Origin of the sequence: Pseudomonas sp. 09C 129, assembly GCF_002843625.1 — a bacterium.
Taxonomy (GTDB): domain Bacteria; phylum Pseudomonadota; class Gammaproteobacteria; order Pseudomonadales; family Pseudomonadaceae; genus Aquipseudomonas; species Aquipseudomonas chlororaphis.
Genome location: NZ_CP025261.1, coordinates 5421902 through 5435823, shown reverse-complemented (window position 1 = coordinate 5435823; position 13922 = coordinate 5421902). Strand labels below are relative to the sequence as shown.

The 13922-nt window shown below is 61.9% G+C and carries 14 protein-coding genes; 2 read left to right on the top strand and 12 right to left on the bottom strand.

The features are described from left to right. Nucleotides 1-39: 39 nt before the first annotated feature. The 9 genes from CXQ81_RS24115 to minC all read right to left on the bottom strand — a co-directional run bounded on the left by CXQ81_RS24115 (nt 40) and on the right by minC (nt 9217). Complete coding sequence (locus CXQ81_RS24115) at nt 40-1386, bottom strand: amidohydrolase (RefSeq protein WP_101338771.1); 1347 nt, start codon at nt 1384-1386, stop codon at nt 40-42. A gap of 108 nt (nt 1387-1494) precedes the next feature. Further along, nucleotides 1495-3651, bottom strand: coding sequence for a mechanosensitive ion channel family protein (locus CXQ81_RS24110; protein WP_101338770.1), 2157 nt, complete (start codon nt 3649-3651; stop codon nt 1495-1497). 78 nt (nt 3652-3729) lie between these two features. Then, nucleotides 3730-3906, bottom strand: a complete 177-nt coding sequence (locus CXQ81_RS31300; RefSeq protein WP_007927853.1) for a hypothetical protein — start codon at nt 3904-3906, stop codon at nt 3730-3732. A gap of 198 nt (nt 3907-4104) precedes the next feature. Then, a complete protein-coding gene (locus tag CXQ81_RS24105; protein WP_007928670.1) occupies nt 4105-5394 on the bottom strand; it encodes a M18 family aminopeptidase in 1290 nt (429 codons plus the stop codon). A 105-nt stretch (nt 5395-5499) separates the two neighbouring features. Further along, the gene (locus CXQ81_RS24100; protein WP_101338769.1) at nt 5500-6336 is read right to left on the bottom strand and encodes a hypothetical protein; all 837 of its coding nucleotides are present in this window, start codon (nt 6334-6336) and stop codon (nt 5500-5502) included. Nucleotides 6337-6493: 157 nt separating this feature from the next. Further along, on the bottom strand, nt 6494-7129 hold the full coding sequence (locus tag CXQ81_RS24095; RefSeq protein ID WP_007928667.1) for an RluA family pseudouridine synthase: 636 nt from the start codon (nt 7127-7129) through the stop codon (nt 6494-6496). Nucleotides 7130-7246: 117 nt separating this feature from the next. Further along, nucleotides 7247-7501 carry a cell division topological specificity factor MinE gene (gene minE / locus CXQ81_RS24090; RefSeq protein WP_007928666.1) on the bottom strand — a complete coding sequence of 85 codons (255 nt, stop codon included), beginning with the start codon at nt 7499-7501 and terminating at the stop codon, nt 7247-7249. After that, on the bottom strand, nt 7501-8313 hold the full coding sequence (minD, locus tag CXQ81_RS24085; protein WP_007928664.1) for a septum site-determining protein MinD: 813 nt from the start codon (nt 8311-8313) through the stop codon (nt 7501-7503). Before minD ends, minE begins: the two co-directional genes overlap by 1 nt. A gap of 166 nt (nt 8314-8479) precedes the next feature. Further along, nucleotides 8480-9217 carry a septum site-determining protein MinC gene (gene minC, locus CXQ81_RS24080; protein ID WP_009045065.1) on the bottom strand — a complete coding sequence of 246 codons (738 nt, stop codon included), beginning with the start codon at nt 9215-9217 and terminating at the stop codon, nt 8480-8482. 121 nt (nt 9218-9338) lie between these two features. Here minC and CXQ81_RS24075 point away from each other — a divergent pair, with 121 nt between their 5' ends. Then, a complete protein-coding gene (locus CXQ81_RS24075; protein ID WP_038576968.1) occupies nt 9339-10271 on the top strand; it encodes a lipid A biosynthesis lauroyl acyltransferase in 933 nt (310 codons plus the stop codon). Nucleotides 10272-10494: 223 nt separating this feature from the next. Next, nucleotides 10495-11667 (top strand): patatin-like phospholipase family protein, encoded by a 1173-nt coding sequence (locus CXQ81_RS24070; RefSeq protein WP_009045063.1) that lies wholly within the window; start codon nt 10495-10497, stop codon nt 11665-11667. 88 nt (nt 11668-11755) lie between these two features. Here CXQ81_RS24070 and CXQ81_RS24065 read toward each other — a convergent pair whose 3' ends face one another. The 3 genes from CXQ81_RS24065 to CXQ81_RS31125 all read right to left on the bottom strand — a co-directional run bounded on the left by CXQ81_RS24065 (nt 11756) and on the right by CXQ81_RS31125 (nt 13921). Further along, entirely contained in the window at nt 11756-12610 is an 855-nt protein-coding gene (locus CXQ81_RS24065; protein WP_101338768.1) for a pirin family protein, read from the bottom strand. A 142-nt stretch (nt 12611-12752) separates the two neighbouring features. After that, complete coding sequence (locus CXQ81_RS24060; protein ID WP_101338767.1) at nt 12753-13538, bottom strand: outer membrane protein OmpK; 786 nt, start codon at nt 13536-13538, stop codon at nt 12753-12755. Further along, entirely contained in the window at nt 13535-13921 is a 387-nt protein-coding gene (locus CXQ81_RS31125; RefSeq protein WP_124298129.1) for a hypothetical protein, read from the bottom strand. Before CXQ81_RS31125 ends, CXQ81_RS24060 begins: the two co-directional genes overlap by 4 nt. Nucleotide 13922 lies beyond the last annotated feature (1 nt).

Genomic DNA, 13922 nt, shown 5'->3' with positions numbered 1-13922 from the left:
GGGAGCGAGCTTGTTCGCGATGACGCCAGGGGCCAGTCCTTAAGGTTTGGCCCCGGCAAACAGATAATCCGTGGTCAATGACGCCAGGGTACGCACGCCCACCACCAGCGCCGATTCATCGACAAAGAACCCCGGGTTGTGGTTCGGCGCGGCCTTGGCCATGTCCTGGTCCCGCGGTGTCACGCCGAGAAACACGAACAGCCCCGGTACCTCCTTGGCATAGAAGGAAAAGTCTTCCGCGCCCCCCACCAGCGGGCCCTGCACCACATCGTCCTTGGCCGCCCAGCGCAGGCTCGGCAGCATCTTTTCGGTCAGGGCCGGGTCGTTGATGGTCGGGTCGTACTTCTCGATGATGGTCACCTCGGCCTTGGCGCCGCCGCTTTCGGCGATCTTTTCCACGGTCTGGCGCACATCGCTGTGCAGCTTCTGGCGAATGCCGTAGTCGTACGAGCGGATGGTGCCGCTCATGTCCAGCGACTCGGGAATGATGTTGTAGCGCGTGCCACCGTTGATGGTGCCGATGCTGACCACCGAGGGAAACGACGAGATGTCGGTGCGGCGGCTGACCACGGTCTGCAGCCCGACTATGGCCTGGGCACCGACCGTGATCGGATCGATGCCGTCCCAGGGGCGGCCGGCGTGGGTCTGCTTGCCGAGAATCCTGATGCGCAGGTCGTCGGAGCTGGCCAGGGTCGGGCCTGGGCGGTAGGCGATGCGTCCGGCCGGAATCCCGGCCCAGACATGTAGGCCGAACACTGCGTCCGGCTTGGGCGATTTCATCACGCCTTCCTGCACCATCATCTTCGCGCCCCAGATGTTCTTGCCGTCGGGGATGAAATCGCTCGGGCCTTCTTCGGCGGGCTGGAAATAGAACACCACGGTGCCGGGCAGGCGCTCGCGCATGTCGCTGAGGATTTTCGCCGTGCTCAGCAGGATGGCGGTGTGGGCGTCGTGGCCGCAGGCGTGCATGACGTCCACTTCCTTGTCCAGGTAGCGCCCCTTGGCCTTGGAGGCGAATGGCAGGTCCGCGACTTCCTTGACCGGCAGTGCGTCCATATCGGCGCGCAAGGCCACGGTGGGGCCGGGTAGGGCACCCTTGAGCACCGCCACCACGCCGGTGCGGGCGACGCCGGTCTTGACCTCCAGGCCCAGGGCGCGCAATTGCGTGGTTACCAGTTGTGCGGTGCGCTGTTCGGTGTTGCCGAGTTCCGGGTGGGCGTGGATATCGCGACGGGTTTCCAGCAGCACTGGCTCCAGGGCCTTGGCCTGTTCGGCGATGTGCTGGCGGGCCTGTTCCATGGCGCTGTCGTCGACAGCGTTGGCGGCCTGGCCGGACAAGGCCAGGACGCCGATCAGGCAGGCTTGGGCGATAGCGGATAGCTGCATAGGGGACTCTCTCCATGATTAGTGTTGTGCTGCTCAGGTGCCAGAACCTGTGACCGCCCCAACCCTGGAGAGTGCGGCCGCGCCCTTGCCGAGACGCGGCCGGACGCCTTACTCCTCTTGCTGGGGCCCACCGCCGGCGGTGATCACCTGCACGCTCATGCGTGGCGTGGCCAGGTCCATTCCGGCTTCGTCGAGGTGGCGCTTGAGGGACAGGTTGAAGGCCCGTGACACCTCCCATTGCTTGATCGGCGCGGTCTTGAAGCGGGCGCGCAGAATCGCGTTGCCGGACTCGAAGCTTTCCACCCCCTGGAACTCCAGCGGCGACCAGATGTTGCGCCGTTGCAGCGGGTCGGTGCGCATCTTCTGGCCGACATCGCGCATCAGTTTGATGGCTTCGTCTATGTCCATGTTGTACGGAATGGCCACCCGGAAGATCGCGTAGCCGAACTCCCGGGAGTAGTTCTTGATGCTCTTGATTTCGCTGAACGGGATGGTGTGCACGATGCCGTCGATGTCCCGCAGGCGCACGGTGCGGATGGTCAAGCCTTCGACGGTACCCAGATGGCCGCCGACATCCACGTAGTCGTCGATGGCCAGGGAGTCCTCGATGATGATGAACAGGCCGGTGATCAGGTCGGCCACCAGCGACTGGGCGCCAAAACCGATGGCCAGGCCGATCACACCGGCACCGGCCAGCAGCGGCGTGACGTTCATGCCCATGTTCGCCAGGGCGACGATCAGGGCAATGATGAAGATCGCCACGAACAGCACGTTGCGGATCAGCGGCATCATGGTCTGCGCCCGGGCATTGGCCAGGCCTTTGCGCGAGCGGGTCAGGGCGTGGTGCACCGCGGTGTCGCTGAGGATCCAGATCAGCCAGGCGAACAGCAGGGTGCCGCCGAGGCTGAACAGCTTGACGCTGATTTCGTGGCCGTCGCCTTCGGTGAAGCGGATCAGCGACATGCCCCAGACCCGCAGGCCGAGTTCGATGAACACCAGCCACACCAGCAGGTGGGCGAGGGTGTAGAAGAAGCCTTTGAGGCGCTCGGAATACAGGGCGTGGCGTTTGTGCCCGCGCTGGGGCTTGAGGGAATGGCGGCGCACCAGGCCGTTGATCACCATGCACAGCACCAGCAGCACGGTGCAGATCAGCGACTGGCGCAGCGCGGTGCTGGTATCGCCGGCGGAAATGAAGGTGGCGAACAGGGAAATGGCCACCAGCACCAGCGCTGGCAGGTACCAGAAGGTGCCGATGATCTCGATGGTGTCGCTCAGGGCGCGGCGGGTCAGGCGGCGGGACAGCGGCTGGTTGCGGATCAGGTGAGCGATCGGCCGGCGGAAACGCAGGATGAACACCCCGGTGGACAAGGCCGCCATCACATTGGCGAAGGTGGCCGCGGTGTGCGCCAGGTGGCTGCCCAGGCTGGCGATCAACCGTGGGTCGTTCAAGGCCTCGCCGAAGGCGGCGAAACTGCCGATCAGCCACAACGGCCGGAACGCCTGGCGACGCAGGATGTACAGCGCGCGGTGACGGTTCGGACCGTCCAGCACGGAAAAGGCGATCACGCAGATCGCCGAGAAGCAGGTGCCGACCACCAGCGCATAAGCCAGGACCATGGCCAGGTCCTTGCCCAGGGACGAGGGCAGTTTGTAGGTCATGTACACGGTCATGATCAACGCGATCAGCCAGGGCCCCAGTTTGCGCAGGGCGAAGCGCAGCAGGTCCCAGGTCTTGGGGTGTTGCGGTAGTTCTTCGGTGAGGCCGAAACGCTCGCGCAGGCGGTGGCTGAGCCAGATCAGCGCCGCGGCGAGAAGGCTCCAGACCATCAGGATCAGGGCGAAGGCGAAGATGATCGGCAGCCATTCGCTGGCCGGCAGCATCAGGGCCGCCAGTTCATCCTGGGCCTGATCGAATTCGTTCGACCAGCGAGTGATCGGGCTGTCGGCGCCGGAGAACTGTTTTTCGAAGCTGGACAGGGTGCCGCCGATAAGGCCGAGCACGCCTTCTTCGGCGGGCGTCTGGGCCTTCTTCGTGGCGTCGCGGAGTTTTTTCAGGTCGGTCAGCAACTGGGTGCGTTGCTGGTCGTTTTCCAGGGACTTGATCACTTCATCCAGCGACTGCCCCAGGGGCTGCTCGGCTTGTGGCTGGGTTTTGCCGCTGTTGAGCAGGCCCGGCAAACCCACTGCCTGGGCCGATGAGAGCGGCAATAGTGTCAGGAGACAGAGAAACAGGCAGTAGGGCAGAACGGAAAGACGAGCGAACACTGGGCGGTCAACCTCAGAAAAAGCGGATCGACCGAGTGTACGAGGCAGCCAATACCAATGCGAGCCTGGACGGCGGATTTATTCGGCGAGTTTGGCGAGGATCTTGTAGATCACGGTGCCGAGGATCAGCAGCATACCGGCCCACATACTGAAGATGCCGGCGTTCTTGTCGCGGAAGTTGTAGCCGATGGCCAACAGGATCATTCCCGAGAGAATGGGAATGAGCATGGCGTGGAACGAAGACATCGAGATCATGGCGACAGCCTTGTCGGAAGGGGATAGTCCTAAGTCTAGGTGGCTTTGGCGAGGTTCGGGTTGATGTGCATCAGAAATGCTGCGGCACCCTGTAGCCGCTGCCGCTGGCTGCGATCACCTGTAAAAACAGGCGCAGGATCTTGGGATCGCTGAAGCCCTTCGGGCTTGTCGCAGCCTGCGGCAGCGGCTACATGGGGCTTACGGCAGATCGCGGCTGGCGTAGAACGCGCTCAAGACCTTCACCAGGTGGGCCAGGTCGTGGCTGCCGCACAGTTCGCGGATCGAGTGCATGGCGAAAGTCGGCAGGCCGATATCCACGGTGCGCACGCCCAGGTGGCTGGCGGTGATCGGGCCGATGGTCGAGCCACAACCCATGTCGCTGCGCACCACGAAGCTTTGCACCGGCACTTCCTCGGCCATGCACAGGTGGCGGAAGAAACCGGCGGTTTCGCTGTTGGTGGCGTAGCGCTGGTTGCTGTTGACCTTGATCACCGGGCCGGCGTTGAGTTTCGGGCCGTGGTTGGCATCGTGCTTGTCGGCGTAGTTGGGGTGCACGCCGTGGGCGTTGTCGGCCGAGACCAGCAGCGACTTCTGGATGGTACGCACGAATTCGTCGCCTTCGGGCAGCAGGCGGCGCAGGGTCTGTTCGAGCATCGGGCCGTCGGCGCCGCAGGCCGAGCAGGAGCCGACTTCTTCGTGGTCGTTGCAGACCAGCACGCAGGTTTCCTCGGTGTCGGCGTTGAGCAAGGCTTGCAGGCCGGCGTAGCAGGACAGCAGGTTGTCCAGGCGCGCGCCGGCGATGAAGTCGCCGTGCAGGCCGATCACCGCCGCGCTTTGGGTGTCGTAGAAGCTCAGCTCGTAATCGAGCACCACATCGGCGTTGAGGCCGTGTTCGCGGGCCAGCTGGTCGGTCAGCACCGCGCGGAAGTCGACCCGCTCGTCGCCGGCGAATTGCGCGAGGATCGGCGGCAACTCGGTCTGGGCATTGATGGCCCAGCCCTGGTTGGCTTCGCGATTGAGGTGAATCGCCAGGTTGGGGATGATCGCGATGGGCGCCTTGAAGTCGATCAGCTGGCTTTCAACCTTGCCGTCGCGACGGAAGGTGACGCGGCCGGCCAACGACAGGTCGCGGTCGAACCAGGGCGCCAGCAGGGCGCCGCCATAGACTTCCACGCCCAGTTGCCAGAAGCCCTGGCGTTGCAGCTCAGGTTGCGGCTTGACCCGCAGGCACGGGCTGTCGGTGTGCGCGCCGACCATGCGGATCCCGCCTTGCAGAGGCGAATGCCGCCCCAGCTTGACGGCCACGATGGAGGAGTCATTGCGGGTGACGTAGTAGCGACCGTTGGCTTCGGTGGTCCACGGCTCGCGCTCGTCGAGACGCTGGTAGCCCGCGGCCTCCAGGCGTTGTACGAGGCTGGCGGTTGCATGGAAAGGGGTAGGGGAGGCCTTGAGGAAGTCGATCAGGCCCTGGTTCAACTCTTCGCGCATAAGTAACTCCAGACAGCAGTGGCGCGAGTTTACCGTATCGGCTCGCGGCATTGCAGGCGCAATGCCGTTGAGGGAGACAACATTCATCGCGGCAGGGAAAACGGCTCAACCAGTGATCAGGTTGCCTTTGAGGAACACTTCGCGGCGTTGCTTGCGACCCACATATTCATGCTTGCTGGCCTGGTAAACCTCATTGAATTTCTCTGCGCAAATGCCCGGCAGTTGATCGAGGTACTCCTCCACCAGCACGTCGTACTGCGCTTCGGTGATCAGTTTGTAGACTTCGCGGCGATAGAAGAAACCCAACTGAAAACCCAGGGTTTCGCTGGCATGGGGCGTGATGGTCGCGAAGCAGTTCTCGAAGTCGATGGCCTTGAGCGGAGCCTGGGGGCTGATCATGATGTTGCCGGCCCAGAAATCCATGTGGGTGATGTTCTTTTGCGCGAGGGAGTGCAGCAGGCCGAATGCATCGCGGATAAAAGGCTCGATCTTGTCCGGGTTGTTACGCAACCACTGTACGCCGTCGACGTAATCATCCAGCAGGCGGGTAATGATGAAGTATTCCTGTACCAGCCCCAGGCGATCCCGGGTATAGCCGAATCCTTCAAGGTCGGACATCTGTACGCCGCGTCGCTGGGCTTCGACGGTGTTGATCAGCTCTTCCAGCGGCCAGTCGAAGCGGCCGTTGCGCTGGGGCTTGCCCAGGGTGACGCGAACTTTCGCCTTGAGCGTATCCAGAGGCTGCACCTTGGCGAACAGCGGTGTCTCGCCGGTCGCCAAGGGGGTGCTGGCGCGGGTCTGTTTGTGGGCGTGACGTTGGCGGATGAGTTGTTCGAGGGCTGTGCAGGCGTCTGCCGAAGGTTTTTCGCGAAGGTGCAGGGTGGTATTCAGAAAGCAGAAGGTGAAAGGGTAATCGCGTTGAAATGGCTGACTGCTGAGCACGAGGGCTTCCTGCCTTAATGTCGAATAGCCACTATTTTAATATTATTTTCACAAATTCATAACAAATTGTTCAGATTAATCTTCATTTCTGATCAGATTTTTCCGTGTCCGTATGCCCCTCAATCGAGGGGCGTCCCGCTACGGTGGTCGCTCTCGATCAGAACGGTGCCGGGCACTCGAAGCGCAGGCGTTCGCCACTCTGCGGATGGGTGAAGCTGAGCATGCTGGCGTGCAGGCACAGGCGTGGCCAGGCGGCCAGTGCTTGCGGATGCGCGTACAGGCCGTCGCCCAGCAGCGGGTGGCCAATGGACAGCATATGCACCCGCAACTGGTGCGAGCGCCCGGTGATCGGGGTCAGCTCGACGCGGCACCAGTCACCGCAGCGTTCCAGCACTCGCCAGAAGGTCAGGGCGTTCTTGCCGAATTCGTGGTCCACCACGTGCCGCGGTTTGGTCGGCGGGTCGTAGCGCAGTGGCAGGTCGATGCTGCCGCTGTCCAGTTCCGGCTGGCCCCAGCACAGGGCGGTGTAGGCTTTTTCGGTCTCGCGGTCGTGAAATTGCCGGGACAGTTCGCGATGGGTATCGGGGTCGCGGGCCAGCAGGATGATGCCGGAGGTTTCCCAGTCCAGGCGATGGACGATGCGGGCTTCCGGGTAGCCGTTTTCCTGCAGGCGGGTGATCAGGCAATCCTTGTTGTCATCGGCCCGGCCGGGCACGGAGAGCAGCAGGGTGGGCTTGTCCACCACCAGGACGGCGGCGTCCTGGTGAATGATGCGGATATTCGACAGCGGCATTAAAACAGCCTCGTAACAAACGCCAACGGCGGCTCGATCGACCCGGCGTCTACAGGAGCACCTGTGCTCCTGTAGAAAAACCGAGGGACCGAGCCGCCGTGGCTCCAGCCGAATCGATCAGCGATCAGGCAGGGTGATATTGAGTTCCAGGATCGAGCAGCTGCCCTGGTTTTCCAGGGCGACATGCACGTCATCGGACCCGATATTGACGTACTTGCGGATGACTTCCACCAGTTCCTTCTGCAAGGCAGGCAAGTAATCAGGGGTAGTGCGCTGGCCGCGTTCATGCGCCACGATGATCTGTAGACGCTCTTTCGCTACCGACGCGGTGCTTACTTTTTTGCTGGCACGAAAGAAGTCAAAAAGATTCATTACCTACCTCCAAACAGGCGCTCGAAGAATCCCTTCTTCTCAACATCAAGGAACCGGTGTTCCACGGTTTTACCCAGCAGACGGTCGACAGCATCGCTGTACGCCTGGCCGGCGTCGCTCTGGTCATCGAGAATCACCGGAACGCCTTGGTTGGAAGCCTTGAGTACTGCCTGGGATTCTGGAATCACGCCCAGCAGCGTTACTGCGAGAATCTCTTTGACGTCTTCGACGCCAAGCATTTCGCCGTTGCTGACGCGCGAAGGGTTGTAGCGGGTCAGCAGCAGGTGTTCCTTGATCGGGTCTTCGCCGTTCTCCGCGCGCTTGGACTTGCTGGCCAGCAGGCCCAGCATGCGGTCGGAGTCACGTACCGAGGAAACTTCCGGGTTGGTCACGACAATCGCTTCGTCGGCGAAGTACATGGCCAGGTGAGCACCTTTCTCGATACCGGCCGGGGAGTCGCAGACCACGAATTCGAAGGTTTCCTTGAGCTCCATCAGCACTTTTTCCACGCCTTCCTGGGTCAGCGCGTCTTTGTCGCGGGTCTGACTGGCGGCCAGTACGTAGAGGTTTTCCAGGCGCTTGTCTTTGATCAGGGCTTGCTGCAGGTTGGCTTCGCCGTTGACCACGTTGACGAAGTCATACACCACGCGACGTTCGCAACCCATGATCAGGTCGAGGTTACGCAAGCCGACGTCGAAGTCGACGATGACAGTTTTGTGGCCGCGCAGAGCGAGGCCGGTACCGATAGCGGCGCTGGTGGTGGTCTTACCCACACCACCCTTGCCGGATGTAACCACGAGAATCTTGGCCAAGGTGTTTCACCCCTAAGGAAAAAGGACTTTTAGCCCCTGAAAAACATCTCTTGAAAACTACTGCAGTCGGACAGCCTTGGCTGGAGGTCGGTTAACACCTGCTCCTACTTCGTTTGAGCCGTATTCGCTACGTTTTAGAGATGCTTGGAAAATGCGGCAGTATCCGTTAAAGACGTGTGATGTTCAACACGTCACCCGACAGGCTGACCTGGACCCCGGCACCCCACAACGGATCGCGCCGCAGGTCCTCGGAAACCTTGTACTGGCCGGCGATGGACACCAGTTCAGCGCTCAATTGCTGACAGAAAATCCGTGCCTTGGTATCTCCCTTGACCCCGGCCAGCGCTCGACCGCGCATCGGGCCGTATACATGGATGTTGCCATCGGCCAGAAGTTCCGCACCCGGGCTGACCGAGGAGGTCACGACCAGATCGCCACCCTGGGCATAGATCTGCTGCCCGCCGCGTACTGGCGAAGTGATGATTCGGGTGGGCTTGATGGTCGGCTCAGGCGGCTTTTCAGGCTTTTTCCGGGCTTCGTTTTCCTGCGGTTCCAGCGGTCGTTCCCGGGCGCCGGAAGGCGGCAGCACGGGCAGGTCGACGGCGATCGCCGCGGCGATGTCTTCGATGCGGCTGGCGCGGATCGCCAGGGTGCGCAGACCATGGTGACGGCAGACGCGCATCAGGCCGGGCAGATCGACCGCGCCTTCGCTGGCCGGCAGTTTGTCCAGCGCCAGCACCAGCGGGGCGTTGCTGAAGAAATTCGGGGCTTGCGCGACCTTCGCCGCCAGTTGGCGATCGAGGCCCTCGAGGTCGTTGCGGGCCAGTTCCAGCACGGTGATGGCCAGCATGCTGCCCTTCAACTGGAACACAGGATCCAGGTCTTGCGATTCGGTTTGGCTCATGGTCGGCATAAAGCGGCTTGTCACTAAAAGTGCCGAGACTTATAACGAGAACGCCCGCGGGCCGCAAGCCGGGTCGAACCGATGTAGAATGCGCGACCTTGTTGTCTGTCCGGAATCTGTAATGGATCGCCCGCGTTTTCGAGCTGCATTTCTTTATCCCCGTTTTTGGCCGCTGTGGCTGGGTCTGGGTCTGCTATGGCTGGTGGTTCAACTGCCTTATCCGTTGCTGCTGTGGATCGGTCGTGCCCTGGGCGCGCTGATGTACCGGGTGGCCGGTGAGCGTCGGCGGATCGCCAAGCGCAACCTGGAACTGTGTTTCCCCGAAAAGTCCGCCGCCGAGCGCAAGCGCCTGCTCAAGGAAAACTTCGCCTCCACCGGCATCGCCTTTTTCGAAATGGCCATGAGCTGGTGGTGGTCCAAGCCGCGCCTGGCGCGCCTCGCCCATGTCGAAGGCCTGGAGCATCTCAAGCAGGCGCAGCTGGAAGGCAAGGGCGTGATCCTCATGGCCCTGCACTTCACCACCCTGGAGATCGGCGCCGCCTTGCTGGGCCAGCAGCACACCATCGACGGCATGTACCGCGAGCACAAGAACCCGCTGTTCGATTTCATCCAGCGTCGTGGCCGCGAGCGGCACAATCTGGATTCCCTGGCGGTGGAGCGTGAAGACGTGCGCGGCATGCTCAAGCTGCTGCGCGCCGGGCGGGCCATCTGGTACGCACCGGACCAGGATTACGGCGCCAAGCAGAGCGTGTTCGTGCCGCTGTTCGGCATCCAGGCGGCGACGGTCACCGCCACCAGTAAGTTCGCCCGGCTGGGCAAGGCCCTGGTGGTGCCTTTCACTCAGCAGCGGCTGGCCGATGGCAGTGGTTATCGGCTGGTGATTCACCCGCCGTTGCAGGATTTCCCGGGTGAGACCGAAGAGGCCGATTGCCTGCGCATCAACCAGTGGATCGAAGGTGTGCTGCGCGAGTGTCCGGAGCAGTATCTGTGGGCTCATCGGCGCTTCAAGAGCCGTCCGCCAGGCGAGCCGAAGCTGTATAAGAAGCGCGGTTGAATTTATCGCGTTAGGCTCTAGGACGAAAAGTCGGCGAGCGAAGGTCAGGCAAGGCAAAAACAGGCGAGGAACGGCCGGGGTCGCGTTCGACTTTAGGGGCCTAAATGAGCATTCCGATCGGATTCGCGCACGAGCCTGTTTTTAACGCAGCATGGCCGAGTGTAGCCACTTTTCGTACAGAGCCTAGATTGAAAGCCCTTTATCAGCGCCATGGAGTGTAGCGATGAGCCCAGCGGAACCGGTCACAGGATTGATTCTTTCCGGCGGCGGGGCTCGTGCGGCATATCAGGTGGGGGTGCTGGCGGCGATTGCCGAATTGCTGCCGGCGGGGGCGAGCAATCCCTTCCCGGTGATAGTCGGGACCTCGGCCGGGGCGATCAATGCGGTCAGCCTGGCCAGCGGCGCGCTGGATTTCACCGCGGCCATCGAGCGTCTCACGGCGTTCTGGCAGGGCTTTCGCAGCCATCAGGTGATTCGCAGCGACTGGCCCGGGGTGATCCGCCAGGCCACCCGGTTCGTTGGCCACAGCCTGCTCGGCCTGGGCGCGCAAGTGCCGGTGGCGTTGCTCAACAGCTCGCCGCTGCGGCAGTTGTTGAACGATAAATTGCAGCTGTCCGGTATTCGTCATGCCATTGCGCAAAAGCATCTGCAGGCGGTGGCGGTCACGGCCTTCGGTTATGAATCGGGCCAGGCGGTGACCTTCTACCAGGGCGGCGGCACCATCGAGGCCTGGCTGCGCCATCGGCGTATCGGCCTGCCCACCGAGCTCACGGTCGAACACTTGCTGGCCAGCTCGGCGATTCCACTGCTGTTCGCGCCGGTGAAAATCGACCAGGAGTTTTTCGGCGACGGCGCGGTGCGGCAATCGGCGCCCATCAGTCCGGCCTTGCACCTGGGGGCCAGCCGGGTGCTGGTGGTCGGGGTCAGCGGCAACCCCCGTGGCATCGATCCGCAGGCGCCCCAGCAACGCAGCTACACCGGGCAGCAGCCGACGCTGGCGCAGATCGGTGGCCACATGCTCAACAGTACGTTCATTGATAGCCTGGAGAGCGACATCGAGCTCTTGCAGCGACTCAACCAGTTCAGTCATCTGCTGCCGTCGGGCACGCCCGTCCGTACCCTGGGCGTGGCGCCGGTGGAGGTGCTGGTGATCGCCCCCAGCCAGCCGATCGACGAGATCGCCGCGCGTCACCGGCATGAGCTGCCGGCGGCATTGCGCCTGTTCCTGCGCGGGCCGGGGGCGACCAAGACCAGCGGTGCCGGGGTCTTGAGTTACCTGCTGTTCGAGGCGGGGTATTGCAGCGAATTGATCGAGCTGGGGCGCAGCGATGCCTTGGCCAAGCGCGACGAGCTGCGGCGGTTTCTGGGGTTGGCGGCAGAGGTCGCGACGGCCTGAAAGAACATCGCGAGCAGGCTCGCCTACAGGGAATTTATTATCTCTGTAGGAGCGAGCTTGCTCGCGATAGCGTTTCTGAGGGCAATGCTCAGGCCGTCAGCTTGTCATCGCGAAAATCCCGCAATGCCTGCTCGATCTCTTCCCGGGTGTTCATCACGAATGGTCCGTACTGCACGATCGGCTCGCCCAGCGGCTTGCCAGCAATCAACAGCACACGGGCGCCGGCGGCACTGCTCAACTGAATCTCGCCCTGGTCGGACAGGCGCACCAGCTTGCTGCTGGCGACCGGTTGCGGATGCCCGGGCAGGTCGATCTGACCTTCATAAACGTACAGCAGGGCCCGATGTCCTGCAGGCAGCCGCGGGCTGATACTGGCGCCCGCAGGCAGGCGCAGGTTGAAGTAGTGGGGCTCGGTGTCCGGCCGTTCGACGGCGCCGGTCTGCTGCGCCTGGCCGTCATCGAAGCGGCCGGCGATCACCACCACTTCCACGCCATTGGCGGTGGTCAGGCGGGGGATGTCCTGGGGTTGAATGTCCCGGTAGCCGGCCTTGTCCAGCTTGTGCTTGCCCGGCAGGTTCAGCCAGAGCTGGAAGCCGCGCATCACGCCTTCTTCCTGTTCCGGCATCTCGCTGTGGATGATGCCCTTGGCGGCGGTCATCCATTGCACGCCACCGCCTTCCAGCAGGCCGACGTTGCCCAGGTGATCCTCGTGGCGCATGCGGCCTTCGAGCATGTAGGTGACGGTTTCGAAGCCGCGATGGGGATGGGGCGGGAAACCCGCGATGTAGTCGTCGGGGTTTTCCGAGCCGAATTCATCGAGCATCAGGAACGGGTCGAAGCGCTCGACACCCTGGCCACCGAAGACCCGGGTCAGTCTGACGCCGGCGCCGTCCGAAGCGGGCTGGCCGGTATGGACGCTGAGTACTGTGCGAAATTGAGTCATCGATGCAACTCCTGATCAGGTTGGGATGAGCGACATGCTATGCCAGCTCAACTGATCGATGGTTGCGAATATCGGCGCGTTGCTATCGATTTATTCGATGTAGTCCGTTCCCGCGACCCGCACGGGAACGGCGCTCACTGCATCAGAAGTGGTACTTGAGCAGCAGGCTGGCGGTGTTCTGGTCGGTGTCGAAGTAGGGGGTGTCCTTGACTCCGTACTTGTTCTTCCAGTAGTCGTACTCGATACCCACATACAACTGTTTGTCGCCCAGTTTCAGCGCCTTGCCCAGGTCGTACTTGATCTGCGGGTTGATGTGCAGGTTGGCGTGGTACTCGCCTTTGGAGTTTTTGTCGTTGTCCACCACCCAGTCGATGAAACCGTCGATCAGGATGTCCGAACGGCCCACGGGAATGGTGTAGGACCAGACCGGGGTGATCTGCCAGACATTGTCGCCGGCACGGCTGCCTTCGGTCTGGCGGTTGTAGAAGTTCAACTGGAAGTAATCGAACCCGGGGATTGCCAGGTCGAAGCCCGGACCGATCAGGTAGGACTCGTTATCGCCTTCGCCGAACTCGTAAGTCATGGCCAGCAATACATCCTTGATCGGGCCGAACTCCAACTTCCGGTCGAAGATCTTGCCGAACGAAAGACGCGGGCTGAACTCGCCGTAATAAGTGTTCGGGCCGACGTTGCCGTCCTTTTTACCGTTGTAGAAGATCTTGTCGATAAACAGGAAGTTGTCGCCGTACTTCCAGGCATCGGCATGTTCGAAAGTCACGGTTTGCTGGATCTGCGGGTTGATCGTGAAGTCTTTGCCGTAGAGGTAGGTCAGGCTGTTGTTCTGCCATTGCAGCAGGTCGCCGGCGGTGGCCTGGGCCCCTGCCAGCAAGGATCCGGCAAGCATCAGGCCTTTACAGATGCGGTTCATTCGGTTGCTCCCAAAAAGTAAGTGGTTCCACGTTTTTCTTTAAAAGCCGGTGCTCTGGTGTGGCACCTTTTAGTGGCTGAAAAATCATCCGATCGGTCAGCTTTGTTGCTGATAGCAAGAGCTGAGCCAAGGCGAAAAAAAAGCGCAAAAACTCCCGCGCGCCTGTACGAATACAGTCGATCGAGAGTGAATTCGGTTTTAACTCGGTACGCCTTGGTACTTTCCGGAGGCCGGGATAAGTTGGCTTTCCGGTCAGGTTTTAAATCCGGGCTTTTTTTTTCACCGGATTCAGGCGGCCGCGGAGAATACTGACTCCCACGGCCTTGCTCAAGTGCTCTGCAATAGCGCACTTGAAACAACTTTGGGGCACGTTTGCCGGTCATT